This window comes from Pseudonocardia sp. ICBG1142 (assembly GCF_020496255.1).
Classification (GTDB): domain Bacteria; phylum Actinomycetota; class Actinomycetes; order Mycobacteriales; family Pseudonocardiaceae; genus Pseudonocardia.
In genome coordinates, this window is the sequence record NZ_JAHLJC010000030.1 from 737,774 (window position 1) to 757,368 (window position 19,595).

Below are 19,595 nucleotides of genomic sequence, written 5' to 3' on the forward strand. Positions count from 1 at the left end.
CGCACTCACCCCAGGGCCGCGACCGCGTCACCCAGCTCGGTGTCGCCGCCGCGCAGCTCCAGGGTGAGCCCCGCCGTCCACGGTGCGGCGAGCAGCGCGGCGACGGCCGCGGCGGAGTCGTCGCGGGTCACCTCGCCGTACTCGACCGGCGGCGGGGCGAGGGTGACCCGCCCGGTGCCCGGGTCGTTCGTGAGCTTCCCGGGGCGCAGGATCGTCGCGTCGAGGCGCCCGTCGCCGCGGATCGCGTCCTCGGCGGCCTTCTTCGCCCGGATGTAGGCGGCCCAGACCTCGCCGCGCCCGGGGTCGGGCTCGGTGTCCACCCCGGACGAGGAGATCAGCAGATAGCGGCGGACGCCCGCCCCGGCGGCCGCGTCGGCGAGCAGGGTGGCCCCGTCGCGGTCCACGGTCTCCTTGCGCTCGACACCGCTGTTCGGCCCGGCCCCCGCCGCGAAGACGACGGCGTCGGCGCCGGTCAGGTGCCCCGCGAGGTCCACGGCGGAGACCTTCTCCAGGTCCGCCACGACCGGGCTCGCCCCGGTGGCCGCCACCTCGTCGGTGTGGTCGGGGTTGCGCACGATCGAGCGCACGGTGTGCCCCTGCCCGGCGAGCAGGGTGGACAGTCGCAGCGCGATCTGTCCGTGTCCTCCGGCGATGACCACGTCCATGCGGCCACGCTAGGCCGGACGGGCGCTCACCGCTTGGTCGGCTTGAGCGTCCAGACGATCGTCATGGCACCGGTCTGCACACCCTGGGCGTCGGTGATGGTGACGTCGACGGTGAACTCCGGGCGGGTCCCGGCGTCGAGCTCGGCGAGCACCTCACCGGCCGGGCGGGTCAGCACGGCCTCGGCCCGCAGGTCGCCCTTGGCGAGCTTGAGGTAGCGGATCTCCGAGCGCACGACCAGCGGTACGGCGCGGTCCCCGGCCGAGGCGAACGCGGCCAGGCCGACCGCGCCGGAGGCGGTCTCGCCCAGTCCGAACATCACCGCGGCGTGCGGCCCGCCGACGTGGTTGTGCTGGTCGGAGCGGTCGGGGAGGAACGCCTCGACCCGGTCGGTGGTGATCGCCCCGAAGGTGATCCCGGCGGTGGTCACCCACGGCACCGCCTGCGTCATCGCACCGGCGACCCAGCTCGCGTCATCAGCCATGAGCCGACCCTACTCGCCGGTAACCTCCAGGGAAAGCGACGCCCGTTTCCTCACGGTTCTCGCTGTGCGAGAACGAACCCCCTTGTCCGTCGTGCACAACGGGGTTGAGATCGATGTGACAGCAGGCACACCTAGTCCCACCACCACGATGCGCAACGCCGCGCGTCCGAGGCTCGGAGGTACCGCCAGTGAAGGCCGTGCGGGTGCACGCGTACAAGCAGGATCCCCAGATCGACGAGATCGAGGAACCGACGATCCAGGGTCCGCTCGACGTCATCGTCAAGATCGGCGGTGCCGGCGTGTGCCGCACCGACCTCCACATCATCGACGGGGACTGGGCCGACATCCAGAACCCCGACCTGCCCTACGTGATCGGCCACGAGAACGCGGGCTGGGTGCACGCGGTAGGCGACGGCGTCACCAACGTGAAGGTCGGCGACACCGTCATCCTGCACCCGCAGCCGTCGTGCGGCCTGTGCACCATGTGCCGCTACGGGCGCGACATGCAGTGCACCGGGGACGCGTTCTTCCCCGGCCTGTCCAACAACGATGGCGGCATGGCCGAGTACCTGCGCACCACCGCGCGGTCCTGCGTGAAGCTGAACCCGGACACCAACCCGGCCGACGTCGCCGCGCTCGCCGACGCGGGCATCACCGCCTACCACGCGGTCCGCAAGGCGGTGCCGTTCCTCTACCCGGGCACCACCGCGGTCGTGCAGGGCGCGGGCGGGCTGGGCCACATCGGCATCCAGGCCCTCGCCGCGCTGACCGCCACCAAGATCATCGTCGTGGACCGGAACCTGGACGCGCTGGAGCTGGCGAAGCAGATCGGCGCCGAGGAGACGGTCGTCGCCGACGGCAACCAGGTCGAGGCCGTCCAGGAGCTCACCGGCGGCGGCGCCACGGTGGTCTTCGACTTCGTCGCCGAGCAGGGCGCGGAGAACGACGCCTGGGCGATGACCGGCCCGGCCGGCTACAACTTCGTCCTCGGCTACGGCGGCACCCTGTCCGCCCCCACGCTGGACTTCGTCGCCGGCGAGAAGAACGTCATCGGCAACATCGTCGGCACCTACAACGACCTGGCCGAGCTCATGGTCCTGGCCCAGGCCGGGAAGGTCACCCTGCACACCGTCCAGTACAAGCTCGAGCAGGCACTGGAGGCGCTGCACGACCTGGACGCGGGCAAGGTCCGCGGCCGGGCGATCCTCGTTCCCTGACCTGGTCAGTCATACGTACGTACAAGACGAACGTTCTTTCCCTGACCCACCACCGATCAGCAGAGCTGCTGACGCAGGAGGAACCACATGTACGAGAAGGACGGCGAGAAGTACTTCATCGTCGACTCCCACAGCCACTTCTGGGACGCCTCCCGGGAGAACTGGGTCGAGGGTCGCGAGCAGTACGCCAAGGGCTGGATCGACTGCTTCTACGGCTACCACCAGCTCGGCCCGCCCGAGACCCACTGGGACTGGGAGCACTACCTCAAGGTCTCGCAGGACGACTTCGAGCGCGACGTCTTCATCGAGGGCCACGTCGACCACTCGATCTTCCAGTCGACGTACCTCAAGGAGTGGTACAAGAACGGCTTCAACACCGCCGACCAGAACGCGGCGCTGCTGGAGAAGTGGGGCGACCGGATCATCGTCAACGGGCGTTTCGACCCGCGTGACGGCGACGAGGGCATGAAGGAGTTCGAGGCGGACTGCGCGAAGTACCGGCACAAGGGCGTGAAGCTCTACACCGCGGAGTGGAACGGCAGCTCCCGCGGCTACAAGCTCACCGACCCGGAGTGCTATCGCTTCCTGGAGCGGGCCCAGGAGCTGGGCATCAAGAACATCCACGTCCACAAGGGCCCGACGATCTGGCCGCTGGACAAGGACGCGTTCGACGTCGCCGACGTCGACCACGCGGCCACCGACTTCCAGGGCCTGAACTTCATCGTCGAGCACGTCGGCCTGCCGCGCATCGAGGACTTCTGCTTCATGGCGGTGCAGGAGCCCAACGTCTACGCCGGCCTGTCGGTCGTCGTCGGCGGCCTGATGCACGCCCGTCCGAAGTTCTTCGCCAAGGTGATGGGCGAGCTGCTGTTCTGGGTCGGCGAGGACAAGATGACCTTCGGCAGCGACTACAACATCTGGACGCCGAAGTGGCAGGTCGAGGGCCTGGTCGACTGGCAGATGCCCGACGACGACCAGTTCGCCGACTACCCGCGCCTCACCACCGCGTCGAAGAAGAAGATCCTCGGCCTCAACGCGGCGAAGCTCTACGACATCGAGGTCCCGGCCGACTGCCGGCTGCCCGACACCACCGCCGACGAGCCCATGGCACCGGGCGAGGAGCTCGTCGACAACACGGCGGGGGCGCAGGCGTGACCCCGCGGCCTGCTGAGAGCCCGCTCCGGCAGGCCGTGTGGTCCGCGCTGGGGACGGTGCTCGACCCGGAGCTGGACGAGCCGATCACCGAGCTCGACTTCGTCGAGTCGTGGACCGTCTCGCCCGCCGGTGAGGTCACCGTCGGGCTCCGGCTGCCGACGTTCTTCTGCGCTCCGAACTTCTCGTTCCTGATGGTCGCCGACGCCTACGACGCGGTGACCGCGGTACCGGGAGTGACGAGGGCGGAGGTGACGCTGGCCGACCACCACGCCTCCGACGAGATCAACGGTGGGGTCGCGGCGCACGCCGGGTTCGTCAAGTCCTTCGAGGGCTCGATCAACGGGGAGGCCGCGGCCGAGCTGGACGAGCTGCGGCACACGTTCCTGGCCAAGGCCGCGCTGGCCGGCCAGGACCGGGTGGCCCGCCCGCTCGTCGACGCCGGCCGGGGTCCCGACGAGCTGGCCGGGCTGACGCTCGGCGAGCTGGCCGGGACCGAGGCCGACACCGAGGAGCTGACCCGGATGCGGACCCGCCGGCGGACGATCGGCCTGCCCGCCGGCGACGACGCACCGCTGCTGATCCACTCCGACGGCACCGCCGTGACCGTCGAGCAGGTCCCGCTGCACCTGCGCCGCGCGCGGTTGCAGCGGGTCGGGATCGAGACCAACGGGGAGTACTGCAAGGGCCTGCTGAAGATCCGCTACGAGACCGGCCGGACGGCGGCGACCGCCGTCCGCTGACCACCGCACGCGACCTCCGGGCCGCGCCCCTCCCCGAGGGACGCGGCCCGGACGTGCGCACGCCCCCGGGTCCGCGCACTGAGCCGCAGTTCGCGCGCTGATCCGCAGTCCGCGCGCGTCACGGCACGCGCGGGGAACGGATCAGCGCGCGAACCGTGGATCATCCCGCGGGCGGGCCGGCGTCCAGGACGCGGACGGTGTCGGTGAGGCGGTAGCCCGCGCCGTGCGTGAACGGGGCCAGGGCGTCGAGCAGGGCCGCGCGGACGGCGGCGGGGCCGGCGTGGCGCGCCGCGTGGCGCCCCGGACCGGACGCGAGCACGCCGGCGACGAGGTCGTCGGCGTCGTCGTGCACCACCGGGACCCGCACGACGGCGATCTCCCGGACCGCCAGCCCGGCGAGGCCGGCCAGCCGTTCCAGCCGGGCGGGGTCGGTCAGCGGGGGCGCGCCGACGCCGCTGCGGTCCGGTCCGGGGTTGTTCTGCGGCGGCGGGGGCGCGGCCCCGGTGAGCGGGGCGAGCGCCGCCCCGATGACCGCGGCGTCGCACTCGTCGGGGGTGCCCCAGACCGTGGCCCGCACCGCACCGCCCGGCGCGCACACCCGGCCCGCCTCGCGCAGCGCGAGCACCGGGTTCGTGAGGTGCTCCAGCACCTGCACCAGCGCGACCAGGTCGAACGCGTCCTCGGCGAAGGGCAGCTCGTGGGCGTCGGCGACCCGCAGCATCGCCCCGGGAACGGCCCGTTCCGCGGCGGCGAGCGCGCGGGGTTCGGTGTCGACGCCGGTGACGGCCAGCCCGGCCGCCGTCGCATCGGCGAGCAGCCGTCCGGCCCCGCAGCCGACGTCGAGCAGCCGCGAGCCCGGCGCCGTTCCCGCCAGGACGCGGTCGGACAGCGGGGACGCGGCAGCGGTGCTCACCCCACGGACGCTAGCCCCGCGGGCGCCCCGGTGGGGATGTCCCCGCGGCTCGACGCTCCGATCGGACGGGCTTCGATCGGACGCGCTTCGGTGGCAGGGTCTCCACGACCGCGACCGCCTCGGCGACCCAGCCGGCGAGTTCCGGGCCGTCGAGGTCGTCGACGTCGGGCTCGCCGGTCACCCACAGCCAGCCGGCCATCTCGCGACCGCCCATCACCATGCGTGCGGTCCGCGGGCGCTCCAGCAGCGCCGCGGAGCGGTCCGCGGCCACCCGTACGAGCAGGCCGCCGCGCCCGCTCGCGGCCACGGTCAGGTGCCCGTCGAGCAGGAAGGCGTACCCGCCGAACATCCTCTTCTCGGTCACCGACCGCCCCGCGAGCAGGGCGCGGAGGCGGGCGGCGAGACCCTCGTCGTAGGCCACCGGGCGAGTATGGCCCTCAGCGGCCCCAGACGTCCTCGGCCACCGAGACGATCAGCTCCAGCTTGCGCTTCTGGTCGTCGACGGTCAGCTCGTTGCCCTCGACGGTGGAGGAGAACCCGCATTGCGGCGACAGACACAGCTGGTCCAGCGGCACGTACCGCGCCGCCTCGTCGATCCGGCGCTTGAGCGCGTCCGGGTCCTCCAACGCCCCGGACTTGGTCGTGACCAGCCCGAGCACCACCTGCTTGCCCTTCGGGACGAACCGCAGCGGGGCGAAACCACCGGAGCGCTCGTCGTCGAACTCGCAGAAGAAGCCGTCGACGCCGAGGGTGCCGAACAGCGCCTCGGCGACGTGGTCGTAGCCGCCCTCCGCGGCCCACGAGGACCGGTAGTTGCCCCGGCACATGTGGGTGGTGACGTACATGTCCGACGGCCGGTCGGCGATGGCGGCGTTGATCTGGCGGATGTAGCGCAGGTGCTGGGTGTCCGGGTCGTCGCCCTTCGCGGCGAGCTCCTCACGGTGCGCCGGGTCGTTCAGGTAGGCCAGCGCGGTGTCGTCGAGCTGCAGGTAGCGGCACCCGCGGTCGTACATCGCCCGGAGCTGGTCGGCGTAGGCGCCGGACAGGTCGGACCAGAACTCCTCGATGTCGGGGTAGGCGTCGGTGGAGATGACCGCCCGGCCGCCGCGGGCGTAGACCATGCTCGGCGAGGGGATCGTCAGCTTGGGGGTCGCCGTGGTGACCTGCGTGGCGAGGTAGTCGAACGCCGAGGCGAAGACGGGTTCGTCGAGGTGCACCCGGCCGTCGACCGTCATCCCGGCGGAGGTGAAGTTGTTCTGGCCCGCCGCGTTGCGCATCGCGACCTCGACCCGGCCGGAGGTCTTCGTGACGCCGCCGAGGGCGTAGATGAAGTCCATGTGCCAGGAGGTGCGGCGGAACTCGCCGTCGGTGGCCGACCGTAGGCCGACCGACTCCTGCAGCGCGACGACGTCGGTGATCGCCGCGTCCTCGGCCGCACGCAGGCCCGCGGCGTCGAGCTCACCCGCGGCGTGCCGCTCCCGGGCGGCGAGCAGGGCGGGCGGCCGCAGCAGTGAGCCGACGTGGTCGTCCCGGAAGGGCGGGACGGTGCGGACGAGCGACTCCACTGTCTTCTCCGGCATCCGGCGAACGTATCGCCGCATCCGCATGTCCGCCGACATCACTTCCGGATGATGGAAGGTCCATCGCACCCCGTCGCCCATCGGGCCACCCTGGCGGGCTCAGCCGGACGCGGCGACCCCCGGCGCGGCGGACAGGTGCCGGGCCAGCGGCACCGCGGCCTCGCGCACCGCGCGTTCGAGCTCCCAGCGGCGCCCGGTGAAGTCCGCCCGGCTGACGACGACCGACAGCGCGGCCCGGCCGCCCGGGTGCGGCACCGCCACCGCGAGCCCGGCCCGGCCGCGGGCGTGCTCCTCCACCTCCACCGCGACCCCCGCCGAGCGGACCCTCAGCAGGTCACGGTCGAGCAGCCGCCGGTCGGTGAGCGTGTGCGGGGTCAGCGGCGCCAGCGGCCCGTGCCCGAGACCGAGGACGTCGGCCAGCCGGCCGCCGTCGAGCCCGGCGAGCAGGGCCTTGCCCGGTGCCGTCGCGTGCGCGGGCAGCGGCTCCCCGGTCACCGCGCCCGGGCCGGGGTGCGCCGCGCAGGTCTCGGTGTGGGCGACGACGACGTCGTCGGACCGCAGCACGGCCAGCACCACCGCCGCGCGGGCCGTGGTGTGCAGCTCGGCGAGCACCTCACGGGCCGGGGCGGGCGGCACGATCGGGTCGGTCATCCCCCGGTAGAGCCCGACGACGCGATAGCCCAGCCCGTACCCGCGCTCGGCGTGCAGGCGGACCAGGTAGCCCTCCTCGACGAGCGTCCCGAGCAGCCGGTACGTCGTCGGCAACGGCAGCTCCAGCCGGCGGGCGAGGGCCTTGGCGCTGACCCCGTCGCCCGCCTCGGCGACCGCCTCGAGGACCCGCAGCGCTCGGCGCAGCACCGCTCCCGCGCCGTCGCCGACCATCCGCCTAGTGTCGCTGCGGGACCGAGGGCACGCCAGGACCGGGAGGACGACATGGCAGGGGCGTTCCGGCCCGTCGACCGGGCGGGACTCGCGGCGCACCTGGCCGAGCGCGCCACGGAGCTGCCCGGCCGGGTGCGCGTGCTCGTCGACGGCGCCCCACCCGCGGCCCCGCTGGAGCTGGCCAGGGCGGTGGCGGAGCGGCTGCGCGCCGGCGGCCGCCCGGCCCTGGCGGTGGACGCCGACGACTTCCTGCGCCCGGCCTCGGTCCGCCTGGAGCTCGGCCGCACCGACCCGGACATGTTCCTCGACGGCTGGCTCGACGAGCCGGCGCTGCGCCGCGAGGTCCTCGCCCCGATGGAACCCGAGGGCAGCGGCCTGGTGCTGCCCCGGCTGCGCGACACGGTGCGCGACCGCGCCTACCGCGACGAGCCGGTGCCCCTCGGGCCGGACGGAGTGGTGCTGCTCGCCGGTGGGCGGCTGCTGGGCCGGGGCCTGGCGGCCGAGCTGACCGTGCACCTGCGCGTCGGCGGGGCGGCGCTGCGGCGCCTGCTGGCCCCCGAGGACGCGTGGACGGCCGCCGCGTACACCCGCTACGAGAGCGAGGGCGACCCCGGTTCGTACGCCGATGTCCTCGTGATGGCCGACCATCCCGACCGCCCGGCGCTGCGGGACGCCTGATCGGCGCACGGCGTCCGAACACGGAGCGTGGCCGGAACCCGGAAAAGAGAAAAGCGAGACCGGAACGGGTGACACCCGGAACCGATCTCGCGATGGCGGTGGTGACCACCGGAGGGGGAGAATCCCCGATGAGGGGAGGTGGTGGGCGAGGAGGGAGTTGAACCCTCACGTCCTTTCGGACACACGGACCTGAACCGTGCGCGTCTGCCATTCCGCCACTCGCCCGAGCGACACGAGAAAGTTAGCACCCTGCTCGGCGGTCGTTCGCAGGGGGGTCCCCTGCACGTCGACCACCGGCCGGAGGGGGTCGCGACGGGCGGGACACGGGATGCGCGGCGGCGCCGGGCCGGGTACATCGGAGGGCAGCACGCCGGTGGCACGGCGGGGCCGATCACCCGCTCGTGCCGGGCCCCGCCGGGCCCGGCGGATAACACAGATACGATCGGTCGCACATCACCGACACGCCGATGCGGATGGAGGAGATCTTTTGGGCCGCGTGGACCGCTTCGAGCGCCGACTTCAGGGGTTCGTGGGCGATGCCTTCGCGCGGGTCTTCGGAGGCAGTGTCGTCCCACAGGAAGTCGCACAGGCACTGCTGAGGGAAGCCGAGGACAACGTCGAGCAGCTCGCCGGAGGTCGCCAGCTGGCGCCCAACCGGTACACCGTTCTGCTCAGCCCCAGCGATCTCGACCGGATGGCGGGCGACGAGGACGGGGTCGTCCGATCCCTCTCGTCGCACGTGGCGAAAGAACTCACCGACCAGGGCTGGGACACCTACGGTGAGGTCGTAGTCTTTCTGGAGCGCTCCGAGGCGCTGCACACGGGACAATTCCGCACCCGCTCCGCTGTCGACCCCGACGCTTCCCGTCGGGCCGCCAACCGAGCACGCACCGCAGGAGAAGCACCCATGAGCCAGCAACCGGGCCACCCCGAGGAGAACGGGCAGTACGGATACGACCGGGGCGCACCCGGCGGGTACGGCCAGCAGACCTACGCTCCTCAGGGGTACGACCAGGAGCAGCAGGGCGGCTACGGCCAGCAGCAGCAGGGCGGGTACGACCAGTACGGGCAGCAGCAGGGCGGCTACGGCCAGCCCGGCTACGACCAGTACGGGCAGCCCCAGCAGGGCTACGGCCAGCAGCCCGGGTACGACCAGCAGCAGCCCGGCTACGACCAGTACGGGCAGCAGCAGGGCGGCTACCCCCAGCAGGGCTACGAGCAGGGCTACGACGGCTACGGCCAGCCCCAGCAGGGCGGCTACGGTCAGCCGCAGGGCTACGCCCAGCCCGGCTACCCGCAGCAGGGCTACGACCAGGGCTACGACGGCGGCTACGGCCAGCCGCAGGGCTACGCCCAGCCCGGCTACCCGCAGCAGGGCTACGACCAGGGCTACGACGGCCAGGGTTACGGCGGCCAGGGCGGCTGGGGCGCTCCCGCGCAGCTGACCGCCATGCTGATCCTGGACGACGGCTCGAACCGCAACTACCAGCTGGCCGAGGGCACCCACGTCATCGGCCGCGGTCAGGACTCCCAGTTCCGGCTCCCGGACACCGGCGTGTCCCGCCGGCACCTGGAGGTCACCTGGGACGGCCAGGTCGCGACCCTGAACGACCTGGGCTCGACCAACGGCACCACGGTGAACAACTCGCCGGTGCAGTCCTGCCAGCTGACCGACGGCGACGTGATCCGCGTGGGTCACTCCAGCCTGGTGTTCCGCACCCAGGGCTGAGCCACCCGCGGAGCGGAACCCGCGCAGCGACAGCGGTGCGTCCCCGCCCGCCCGGTGATCCACCGGGCGGGCGGAACGTGCAGAAACACGAGAAGGGCGAGTAGGACGACGTGCCGGAACTGGTACTGCAACTGACCCGGGGCGGCTTCCTCGCCCTCCTGTGGCTGTTCGTCCTGCTCGCGCTCCAGGTCGTCCGCTCCGACCTCTACGCGGCGTCCGGTCTCCGGGCGGCCGCACCCGGCCGCGCCGGCGGGGGCCGGGCCACCCGGGTCCGCGGCGGTGGCCGCGGCAAGGTGGCCCGCCAGCTGCTCGTCACCCAGGGCCCGCTGGCCGGCAGCCGCATCACGCTCGACTCCCGGCCGATCCTGATCGGCCGCGCCGACGACTCGACCCTCAAGCTCGACGACGACTACGCCTCCACCCGGCACGCGCGCATCTCGCAGCAGGGTGACGACTGGTACGTCGAGGATCTCGGGTCGACGAACGGCACCTATCTGGAACGTAATAAGGTCACCGGGCCCACCCGGGTCCCGCTGGGGACACCGGTCCGCATCGGCAAGACGGTGATCGAGCTGCGATCGTGACGGACACGGACCGACCATGAGGTACCGACCGTGAGCCCGACGCGACCGACCGCTCCCCCGGTGCCGCGGCCGTCCGACCGGTCCCGCGGCGCGGGATCCGACCGACGTGCCCCGACCGAAGCCGGAGCCGCCCCGTGACACTGGTGCTGCGCTACTCGGCCCGCAGTGACCGCGGACTGGTCCGGCAGAACAACCAGGACGCCGTCTACGCGGGCCCCCGCCTGCTCGCCCTCGCCGACGGCATGGGCGGCCACGCCGCGGGCGAGGTCGCCTCGTCCCTGGTGATCTCCGCACTGGCCCCGCTCGACGACGACGTGCCCGGCGACGACCTGCTCGCCGAGCTGCGGGACGCGACCCACGACGGCAACGAGGCGATCTCCCGCCACGTCGCCGAGGCCCCCGACCTCGAGGGCATGGGCACCACGCTGACCGCGATCCTGTTCGCGGGCTCGCGCCTGGGCATGGTCCACGTCGGCGACTCGCGCTGCTACCTCCTGCGTGACGGCGAGTTCTCCCAGATCACCAAGGACGACACGTTCGTCCAGTCGCTGATCGACGAGGGCCGGATCACCGAGGAGGAGGCGCACACGCACCCGCAGCGGTCGCTGCTACTGCGCGCCATCACCGGGCAGGACGTCGACCCGTCGCTGTCCATCCGCGAGGCCCGCGCCGGTGACCGCTTCCTGCTGTGCTCCGACGGCCTGTCCGGCCCGGTCAGCGACGAGACGCTGCACGACACGCTGACCGACTACGCCGACCCGCGCGAGTGCGCCGACCGACTGATCGAGCTGGCGCTGCGCGGCGGCGGGCCGGACAACATCACCTGCATCGTCGCCGACGTGGTGGACGTCGACTACGCCGACGACGCCCCGATCATCGGGGGCTCCGCCGGCCGCAACCCGCGTGCCGGCGACGGCGACTACCGCCACGACGAGCGGACCCCGCACTCCTCGGCGCAGCGCGCCGCCGCCACCACGCTGCCCCGCACCGAGCCGGTGCGCCTGGAGCCCGCCGCCGCGGAGCAGCCGCGGCGCCGGCGCGGCCTGCGTCCGGCGCTCGCCCTGCTGGGCGTGCTCGTGGTACTGGTGGCGGGCGTGTTCGTCGCCCGGGCCCTGGTGCTGCAGCAGTACTACGTCGCCGTCGACCAGAACCAGGTCGCGATCTACCAGGGCGTGCGCGGCAACGTGCTCGGGGTCCCGTTGCAGCGGGTGGTCGAGTCCACCGACATCGGCCTCGACGACCTGCCGCAGGCGGTCCGCAGCCAGGTCACCGACGGGATCGTCTCCGACGACGGCGAGACCGGTGCCCGGCAGACCGTCGACCGGCTCCGGGACCGCATGCTCCCGCTCTGCTCAACGCTGAACCCGCCGCAGCCGCCCCCGGTCGTCCAGGTTCCCGGCGCCCCGCCGGTGACCACGACCCCGCTGCCGACCGCGACCCCGGAACCGGGCCGGAACTGCCGGCTCGACGGCTGATGGCCACGGGCAGCTCCGCCACGGAGCCGACCACGCCCACCGGCCGCGGCATCGAGCTGTTGATGCTGGGCCTGGCCGCCGTCCTCACCACCGGCGCGCTGGTCCTGGTCGAGGCGAACCAGGAGCAGTCGCTCACGACCGACCTGCTGTGGGTGGGCCTGGCGTACCTCGTGCTGTTCGCGGGGGCGCACGTGGCGGTGCGCTTCCTGGCGCCCTACGCCGATCCGCTGATCCTGCCGTCGGTCGCGCTGCTCAACGGCATCGGCCTGGTGATGATCCACCGGCTCGACCTGGCGAAGGCCGCCCGCGCCGAGGCCACCGGGAGCCCGGTGCCGAGTGGGCTGATCAGCGCCCAGATCACCTGGACCGTCGCCGGCCTGGCGTTGTTCGCGCTGGTCCTGTTCTTCGTCCGGGACCACCGCACCCTGGCCCGCTACGGCTACACCGCGGGCTTCGTCGGCCTGGTCTTCCTGGCGATCCCGGCGCTGCTGCCGTCGTCGATCTCCGAGGTCAACGGCGCCAAGCTGTGGATCCGCATCCCGGGCGGCCCCGGCATCCAGCCCGGCGAGTTCTCCAAGATCCTGCTGATCATCTTCTTCGCGGCCTACCTGGTCCAGAAGCGCAACCTGCTCTCCACCGCGGGCCGTCGCTTCCTGGGCATGGAGCTGCCCCGTGCCCGTGACCTGGCGCCGCTACTCGTCGCCTGGGGGCTGTCGGTCGGCGTGCTCGTGCTGCAGCGCGACCTCGGCAGCTCGCTGCTGATCTTCGGCCTGGTGCTGGTGCTGCTCTACACCGCGACCGAACGCGTGTCGTGGATGGTGATCGGGCTGCTGGCGTTCTCCGGCGGTGCCGTCGTCGCCTACAACCTGTTCGGCCACGTCCAGACCCGCGTGCGGATCTGGCTGGACCCGTTCGCCGACTTCAGCGGCGGTGGCTACCAGCTCGCGCAGGCGCTGTTCGGGCTCGGCACCGGCGGCGTCGGCGGGACCGGGCTGGGTGCCGGCCGGCCGGACATCGTGCCCTTCGCCGAGTCCGACTTCATCTTCTCCTCACTCGGCGAGGAGCTCGGGCTGATCGGGCTGGCCGCGATCATGCTCGTCTACCTGGTGCTCATCACCCGCGGACTGCGCTCGGCACTGGCCGTGCGCGACTCCTACGGGAAGCTGCTCGCGACCGGGCTGTCGTTCTCGGTCGCGCTGCAGATCTTCGTCGTCATCGGCGGGGTGACGAAGCTGATCCCGCTGACCGGTCTGACGCTGCCGTTCCTGTCCTACGGTGGCTCGTCGCTGCTGGCGAACTACGTGCTGGTGGCGATCCTGCTGCGGATCTCGCACGTGGCCAGGGCACCGCTGCCCGTCCGGCCCGCGAAGCCGCGGGCGCCGATCGCCGAGGCCAGCACCGAGCTCGTCCAGCGTCCCGGTGCGGGCCTGTCCGACACCCGTGACGACAACCGCGCCGACGGTGCCGCCAACGCCGCCAACGCCGCCCAGAGGAGCGAGACGTGAACCGCCCGGTCCGCCGCGTGGCCCTCGCCGTGATGGTGATGATCGTGGTCCTGCTCGGCAACATCACCTACGTGCAGGTCGTCATGGCCGGCCAGTACCGGGACGACCCCCGCAACCAGCGCTCGCAGATCGACGAGTACTCGCGTCAGCGCGGGCAGATCGTCGCCGGCGGGCAGGTCCTCGCGCAGAGCGTCGAGGGGAACGGCCGGCTGCGCTTCGCGCGCCAGTACCCGCAGGGCGAGATGTTCGCGCCGGTCACCGGCTTCCTGTCGACCGTGTACGGCAAGACCGCGCTCGAGCGGTCCGCCGACGAGGTGCTCAACGGCACCGACGACCGGCTGTTCGTGCGCAGGCTGTCGGACCTCATCACCGGCCGGGACCCGGCGGGCGGCAACGTGGTGACCACCATCGACCCCGAGGTGCAGCGCGCCGCCTACGACGGGCTGGCCTCCCGCGGGTACACCGGCGCCGTCGTCGCGCTGGTCCCGCAGACCGGCGAGATCCTGGCGATGGCCTCGACGCCGTCGTTCGACCCGAACGCGCTGGCCTCGCCCGACCCCGCCGAGCAGCAGCGGGCCTGGCAGCGCTACGGCGCCGAGGACCCGGACCCGAGGACCAACCGGGCGATCAACGAGATCGAGCCGCCCGGCTCGACGTTCAAGCTCGTCACCACCGCGGCCGCCCTGCAGAACGGCTACACCCCGGACAGCCAGCTCACGGCCGCCCGCAGCATCCAGCTGGCCGACTCCACGACGACCCTGGAGAACTACAACGGCTCGGCCTGCGGCGGCGGGGCGACGGCGTCGCTGCGCGAGGCGCTGGCGCGCTCCTGCAACACCGCGTTCGCCCAGCTCGGCGGCGAGCTCGGCGCGGACAAGCTCCGTGCCCAGGCCGAGGCGTTCGGCATCGGCCGCACCGACCTGCAGATCCCGATGCCGGTCACCGCGTCGCAGGTCGGCCCGATGTCCGACACCCCCTCCACCCAGCAGTCCGCGATCGGGCAGCGCGACGTCCGGCTGACCCCGATGCAGCTGGCGATGATCGGCGCCTCGATCGCCAACGGCGGCCAGACGATGGCCCCGCACCTGGTCAAGGAGATCCAGAGCCAGACCCTGGACGTCGTCGACACCACCGAGCCCGACCGGATGTCGCGGTCGATGCCGGCCGACGTGGCCCGCACCATGACCGACCTGATGGTCGGCTCGGAGGACCGGACCTCGGGCGGCGGCAAGATCACCGGCGTCCAGATCGCGTCGAAGACCGGTACCGCCGAGCACGGCACCGACCCGAAGAACACCCCGCCGCACGCCTGGTACGTGGCGTTCGCCCCGGCGGAGAACCCCAAGGTCGCGGTCGCGGTGCTCGTCGAGAACGGCGGCGACCGGGCGCTGGAGGCGACCGGTGGCTCCGTCGCGGCCCCGATCGGGCGGGCCGTGATCGCCGAGGCGCTGCGGGACGCCCAGTGAGCCCGCGGGACCCGGCCCGGCGCAGGTCCCCGGCGGTCCCGTGAGCGCCCTGTCGGCCGGGCAGCTGATCTCCGAGCGCTACCAGCTGGACCGGCGGATCGCGGTCGGCGGGATGGGCGAGGTCTGGGAGGCCTCCGACACCCGGCTCGGGCGCAGCGTCGCGGTGAAGGTCCTCAAGGCGGAACTCTCCGACGACCCCGAGTTCCTGCACCGGTTCCGCATCGAGGCCCGTACCGTCGCCTCGCTGGACCACGCCGGGATCGCCGCCGTGCACGACTACGGCGAGGACGACAGCCCCACCGGCGGCGGGCGCACCGCCTACCTGGTGATGGAGCTCGTCCGGGGCGAGCCGCTGTCGTCGCGGATCGGGCGCGGGCCCATCCCCGCCGACGAGGCGCTCGACATCCTCGAGCAGGCGGGCCGGGCACTGTTCGCCGCGCACGAGCGCGGGTTCGTCCACCGCGACGTCAAGCCCGGCAACATCCTGCTGCGCACCGACGGCGTCGTGAAGCTGACCGACTTCGGCATCGCCAAGGCCGCCGACGCCGTCCCGGTGACCCGCTCCGGGATGGTGATGGGCACCGCCCACTACATCGCACCGGAGCAGGCCTCCGGCGAGGAGGCCGGGCCGTCCGGCGACGTGTACTCCCTGGGCATCGTCGGCTACGAGTGCCTGGCCGGAGTCCGGCCGTTCCGCGCCGAGAGCGCCGTCGCCGTGGCGATGATGCAGGTCCGCGACGACCCGCCGCCGCTCCCGGACGAGATCCCCGAGCGGGTCCGCGAGCTGATCTCCTCGGTGCTGGTCAAGGACCCCGAGCAGCGCTACACCGACGGTGCCGAGTTCGCCGACGCCGTCGCCGCGGTCCGGCGTGGGCACCGGCCGCCGCCGCCCGGCATCCCCGCCCCCGGCGGGTACGCGCCCGACTTCCGCGGCGACGACGGCAGCGGCGCGCGCCACTCCCTGCAGGAGAGCGGACCGGGGACCGGCGACGGCCCGTCCGCCGGCGGTCCCGACACCGCCGACCGCGGCCCGCGCACCGGCGACCCCGGCCCCGACGGCGCCCGCCGCAGCGGGCCGGACCAGGGCGTGTCCCGCCCGGTCACCGGCCCCTACCCCGGCGCCGGGCAGGGCCGGCCGCAGGGACCGCGCACCCCGGGCGGCACGCCGGCGGGGTCCGGGCCGGTCCCGGTGCCCCCCGGCTCGCCGCCCTACGGCGCCCCGCTGCGTCCGCCGCACACCGGGCCGCACGCCGGCGGTCCGGCCGCCGGCCGTCGTCCGGGCGGGCCACCCACCGGGCCCGGGTTCCCGGGGCAGCAGCGCTCGGCGCCGACGCGTCCACCGGCGCGCCGCAACGCCTCCGCCGACCGGATGCCCGAGCTGCACCCGTCCGGCCCGCTCGATCTGGGCCCGCAACGGTCCGGCCGGGCGAAGGCCTGGCTGGCCGTGCTGTTCGTGGTCCTGACGCTCGCCGCCGTACTACTGGCGGTGATGATCTTGAGGGGTGTCTCGCCCGACGACATGCGGCCCGGGTCACTGGGGGTCGCGCCCGGTACCGTGGCGACCGCGGCCGGCCCCCCGGCCGGGTCCACGGGACCGGCGGTCCCGGCAGAGCCGTTCGCCGTCCCCCGTGCCCAAGATCGACCGGAGGTGCCCGGTGATGTCCCGGTGATCCCACCGAACGGTCGCTCCGGCGCAGATGCCGCCCGTACGGGACCGGCAGTGGGCGCCGACCGGCATGATGAGCACGCCTCCGACGGACTCGATGAGTACGGGAACCTGAACCGATGACGACACCACGACTGCTCTCCGAGCGCTACGAGCTGGGCGACCCGCTCGGCTACGGCGGCATGTCCGAGGTCCACCGCGGCCTCGACACCCGGCTCGGCCGGGACGTGGCGGTCAAGGTCCTGCGGGCCGATCTGGCCCGCGACCCCCAGTTCCAGCTCCGCTTCCGCCGTGAGGCGCAGAACTCGGCGTCGCTGAACCACCCGGCGATCGTCGCGGTGTACGACACCGGCGAGGTCGAGTCCGAGTTCGGGACACTGCCCTACATCGTCATGGAGTTCGTCGACGGACAGACGCTGCGCGAGATCGTCAAGACGTCCGGCCCGATGACCCAGCAGCGGGTCGTCGAGGTGATGGCCGATGTCTGCGCCGCGCTCGACTTCTCGCACCGGCACAACATCATCCACCGCGACGTGAAGCCCGCGAACGTGATGATCAACGGCGTCGGCGCGGTCAAGGTCATGGACTTCGGCATCGCCCGTGCACTGGGCGAGGGCCAGAACGTCACCCAGACCGCGGCCGTCATCGGCACGGCGCAGTACCTGTCCCCCGAGCAGGCCCGCGGTGAGGCCGTGGACGCCCGGTCGGACGTCTACGCCGCCGGCTGCGTGCTGTTCGAGCTCCTGACCGGCGAGCCGCCGTTCACCGGGGACACCCCGGTCGCGGTGGCCTACCAGCACGTGCGGGAGGACCCTCGGGCCCCGTCCGAGCTGAACCCGTCGGTGCCCCCGGCACTCGACGCGGTGGTGCTCAAGGCGCTCAGCAAGAACCCGGCCAACCGCTACCAGTCGGCCGCCGAGATGCGGGCGGACCTGATCCGCGTGCGCAACGGCGAGCCGGTGCACGCACCGCTGGTCATGAGCGAGCACGAGCGCACGCACATGATGGCCCACGACGGCGCGACCCAGGCCATGGCGACGCGCCGGCTCGACGCGGGCGGCCCGGCCACCGGCCGGCACACGATGCCGCCGCACCACCCCGACTACGGCGACGACGAGCGTCGCGGAGGGGGCCGCAAGGCACTCCTGTGGGTCGTCGCGCTCGCGGTGATCGGGCTGCTCGGCTTCGTCGGCTTCCAGTTGTTCTCCTCCTCGGGCCCGGACCAGGTCTCGGTGCCCGACGTACTCGGCCAGTCCCCGGACCAGGCCCGGCAGACCATCACCCAGGCCGGGCTGCTGTTCTCCCAGCAGGACCAGCCGTCGGACGTCGCGCAGGTCGGCAAGGTCGTCCGGACCGACCCCGGCGGCGGCAACCAGGTCCCCGAGAACAGCCGGGTGACGGTCTACGTCGGCAGCGGGCCCGCACAGGTCACGGTGCCGAGCGTCGAGGGCCTGTCCCCGGACGAGGCCGAGGCCAAGCTCCGGGCGGCCGGCCTGCAGGTCGGCGGCCGTACCGAGCGCGACACCAGTGACTCCAGCCAGGTCGGCAAGGTGATCACCTCCGACCCGGGGCCGGGCCAGCAGGTCTCGGGCAACACCGCGGTGTCGCTGGTGGTGGGTCGCAGGCAGCAGACGGTCGCCGTGCCCGACGTCGCGGGCCAGTCGGCCGACGCCGCCCGGACGACACTGCAGAACGCCGGTTTCCAGTCGATCTCCACGACCGAGGTCGACAGCAGCAGTTCGGCCGGCCAGGCGGTCGGCACGAACCCGTCGGCCGGGACCCGGGTCGCACCCGACCAGACCATCACCATCCAGATCAGCCGCGGGAACCAGAACCAGGTGCCCAACGTCGTCGGCCAGCGTGTCGACAGCGCGATCAGCACGCTGCAGGAGGCAGGGCTGAGCCCGTCGATCCGTCAGGTCGACGTCTCGGACTCCTCCCAGAACGGCGTCGTGCTGCAGCAGAGCCCGTCCGGCGGGTCCGAGGCCTCCAGCGGCCAGACCGTTACCCTCACCGTGGGCCGCTACTCCGGTGGCAGCAGCAGCGACGGGGACAACAGCGGCAACAGCGGGTTCCCGTTCAACTGACCATCCTTCCGGGAGGAACCGTGCGCGTCCTCGTCGTCGACAACTACGACAGCTTCGTCTACAACCTGGTCCACTACCTGGCCCAGCTCGGCGCCGACCCGGTGGTCCGGCGCAACGACGAGGTCGAGCTGGACGAGCTCGACGACGTCGGCGCCGTCCTGCTCAGCCCCGGGCCGGGCACCCCGGAACGGGCCGGTCGCAGCGTCGAGGTCATCCACCGCGCCGCGGAGCGCGGCACCCCGCTGCTGGGGGTGTGCCTCGGCCACCAGGCGCTGGCCACCGCCTGGGGCGGGGTCGTGGAGCGGGCGCCCGAGCTGCTGCACGGCAAGACCTCGGAGGTCTTCCACGACGGCACCGGGGTGCTCGCCGGGCTGCCCTCGCCGTTCACCGCCACCCGCTACCACTCGCTGACGATCCCGCCCGACGGTCTGCCGTCGGAGCTGGAGGCGACCGGGCACACCGAGACCGGCCTGATCATGGCCGTCCGGCACCGGGAGCTCCCGATCTCCGGCGTGCAGTTCCACCCGGAGTCCGTGCTGACCGAGGGCGGACACCGGATGTTGGCGAACTGGCTGCGCCAGGCCGGCTACTCCGTACCGGAGGACCTGGTCGTTCGGCTGTCCGCCGAGATGGCCGGGCTGGTCGCCGGGGTCTGACGCCCGCTCCGCACCGCCCGACGTCCCCGTGACGTGTGACGCCTGTGCCCCCGGGATGCCCCGGACGGCGACGCGGCCGCGCTACCGTGGTGGCGGATCTGTCCGGGTCGCCCCG

Annotated in this window: 18 protein-coding genes and 1 tRNA gene; 12 read left to right on the top strand and 7 right to left on the bottom strand. The window is 73.1% G+C overall.

The features are described from left to right. Nucleotides 1–5: 5 nt before the first annotated feature. Both KPL59_RS17660 and KPL59_RS17665 read right to left on the bottom strand, forming a co-directional pair. Complete coding sequence (locus KPL59_RS17660) at nucleotides 6–665, bottom strand: NAD(P)H-binding protein (RefSeq protein WP_226361432.1); 660 nt, start codon at nucleotides 663–665, stop codon at nucleotides 6–8. Nucleotides 666–691: 26 nt separating this feature from the next. After that, entirely contained in the window at nucleotides 692–1,147 is a 456-nt protein-coding gene (locus KPL59_RS17665) for a DUF4442 domain-containing protein (RefSeq protein WP_020625502.1), read from the bottom strand. A 188-nt stretch (nucleotides 1,148–1,335) separates the two neighbouring features. Here KPL59_RS17665 and KPL59_RS17670 point away from each other — a divergent pair, with 188 nt between their 5' ends. The 3 genes from KPL59_RS17670 (at nucleotide 1,336) to KPL59_RS17680 (ending at nucleotide 4,259) form a co-directional block, all read left to right on the top strand. After that, complete coding sequence (locus KPL59_RS17670; protein ID WP_226361433.1) at nucleotides 1,336–2,364, top strand: NAD(P)-dependent alcohol dehydrogenase; 1,029 nt, start codon at nucleotides 1,336–1,338, stop codon at nucleotides 2,362–2,364. Nucleotides 2,365–2,451: 87 nt separating this feature from the next. Beyond that, complete coding sequence (locus KPL59_RS17675) at nucleotides 2,452–3,519, top strand: amidohydrolase family protein (protein ID WP_020625500.1); 1,068 nt, start codon at nucleotides 2,452–2,454, stop codon at nucleotides 3,517–3,519. Then, nucleotides 3,516–4,259, top strand: a complete 744-nt coding sequence (locus tag KPL59_RS17680) for an iron-sulfur cluster assembly protein (protein ID WP_226361434.1) — start codon at nucleotides 3,516–3,518, stop codon at nucleotides 4,257–4,259. The genes KPL59_RS17675 and KPL59_RS17680 overlap by 4 nt, the downstream gene beginning before the upstream one ends. Before the next feature lie 160 nt (nucleotides 4,260–4,419). On the opposite strand, the gene KPL59_RS17685 is transcribed toward KPL59_RS17680, so the two are convergent. The 4 genes from KPL59_RS17685 to KPL59_RS17700 all read right to left on the bottom strand — a co-directional run bounded on the left by KPL59_RS17685 (nucleotide 4,420) and on the right by KPL59_RS17700 (nucleotide 7,634). Beyond that, nucleotides 4,420–5,172: a class I SAM-dependent methyltransferase gene (locus KPL59_RS17685; protein ID WP_226361435.1), complete on the bottom strand. Its 753-nt coding sequence runs from the start codon at nucleotides 5,170–5,172 to the stop codon at nucleotides 4,420–4,422. 10 nt (nucleotides 5,173–5,182) lie between these two features. After that, nucleotides 5,183–5,593: a TfoX/Sxy family protein gene (locus tag KPL59_RS17690; RefSeq protein ID WP_226361436.1), complete on the bottom strand. Its 411-nt coding sequence runs from the start codon at nucleotides 5,591–5,593 to the stop codon at nucleotides 5,183–5,185. A gap of 16 nt (nucleotides 5,594–5,609) precedes the next feature. Then, nucleotides 5,610–6,752, bottom strand: a complete 1,143-nt coding sequence (locus tag KPL59_RS17695; protein ID WP_226361437.1) for a 5-methyltetrahydropteroyltriglutamate--homocysteine S-methyltransferase — start codon at nucleotides 6,750–6,752, stop codon at nucleotides 5,610–5,612. 99 nt (nucleotides 6,753–6,851) lie between these two features. Next, nucleotides 6,852–7,634, bottom strand: coding sequence for an IclR family transcriptional regulator (locus tag KPL59_RS17700; RefSeq protein WP_060713788.1), 783 nt, complete (start codon nucleotides 7,632–7,634; stop codon nucleotides 6,852–6,854). Between the two features lie 51 nt (nucleotides 7,635–7,685). Here KPL59_RS17700 and KPL59_RS17705 point away from each other — a divergent pair, with 51 nt between their 5' ends. Next, nucleotides 7,686–8,312 carry a uridine kinase gene (locus tag KPL59_RS17705; RefSeq protein ID WP_226361438.1) on the top strand — a complete coding sequence of 209 codons (627 nt, stop codon included), beginning with the start codon at nucleotides 7,686–7,688 and terminating at the stop codon, nucleotides 8,310–8,312. A gap of 139 nt (nucleotides 8,313–8,451) precedes the next feature. Here the strand turns inward: KPL59_RS17705 and KPL59_RS17710 are convergent. Next, nucleotides 8,452–8,537: transfer RNA gene (locus KPL59_RS17710), tRNA-Leu, on the bottom strand. A gap of 262 nt (nucleotides 8,538–8,799) precedes the next feature. On the opposite strand from KPL59_RS17710, the gene KPL59_RS17715 reads away from it, so the two are divergent. The 8 genes from KPL59_RS17715 (at nucleotide 8,800) to KPL59_RS17750 (ending at nucleotide 19,480) form a co-directional block, all read left to right on the top strand. Further along, nucleotides 8,800–10,041: a DUF3662 and FHA domain-containing protein gene (locus KPL59_RS17715; protein WP_226361439.1), complete on the top strand. Its 1,242-nt coding sequence runs from the start codon at nucleotides 8,800–8,802 to the stop codon at nucleotides 10,039–10,041. 110 nt (nucleotides 10,042–10,151) lie between these two features. Continuing rightward, nucleotides 10,152–10,625, top strand: coding sequence for an FHA domain-containing protein (locus tag KPL59_RS17720; RefSeq protein WP_075309237.1), 474 nt, complete (start codon nucleotides 10,152–10,154; stop codon nucleotides 10,623–10,625). A 134-nt stretch (nucleotides 10,626–10,759) separates the two neighbouring features. After that, complete coding sequence (locus KPL59_RS17725) at nucleotides 10,760–12,100, top strand: PP2C family serine/threonine-protein phosphatase (RefSeq protein WP_149662663.1); 1,341 nt, start codon at nucleotides 10,760–10,762, stop codon at nucleotides 12,098–12,100. Beyond that, nucleotides 12,100–13,605 (top strand): FtsW/RodA/SpoVE family cell cycle protein, encoded by a 1,506-nt coding sequence (locus KPL59_RS17730; RefSeq protein ID WP_226361440.1) that lies wholly within the window; start codon nucleotides 12,100–12,102, stop codon nucleotides 13,603–13,605. Before KPL59_RS17725 ends, KPL59_RS17730 begins: the two co-directional genes overlap by 1 nt. Next, nucleotides 13,602–15,071 (top strand): penicillin-binding protein 2, encoded by a 1,470-nt coding sequence (locus KPL59_RS17735; protein ID WP_226361441.1) that lies wholly within the window; start codon nucleotides 13,602–13,604, stop codon nucleotides 15,069–15,071. The genes KPL59_RS17730 and KPL59_RS17735 overlap by 4 nt, the downstream gene beginning before the upstream one ends. Nucleotides 15,072–15,111: 40 nt before the next feature. Next, a complete protein-coding gene (locus tag KPL59_RS37735) occupies nucleotides 15,112–16,860 on the top strand; it encodes a protein kinase (protein ID WP_374111635.1) in 1,749 nt (582 codons plus the stop codon). Beyond that, a complete protein-coding gene (gene pknB, locus KPL59_RS17745) occupies nucleotides 16,857–18,824 on the top strand; it encodes a Stk1 family PASTA domain-containing Ser/Thr kinase (RefSeq protein ID WP_226353187.1) in 1,968 nt (655 codons plus the stop codon). The genes KPL59_RS37735 and pknB overlap by 4 nt, the downstream gene beginning before the upstream one ends. A gap of 20 nt (nucleotides 18,825–18,844) precedes the next feature. Further along, on the top strand, nucleotides 18,845–19,480 hold the full coding sequence (locus tag KPL59_RS17750; RefSeq protein WP_075309243.1) for an aminodeoxychorismate/anthranilate synthase component II: 636 nt from the start codon (nucleotides 18,845–18,847) through the stop codon (nucleotides 19,478–19,480). Nucleotides 19,481–19,595: the final 115 nt, after the last annotated feature.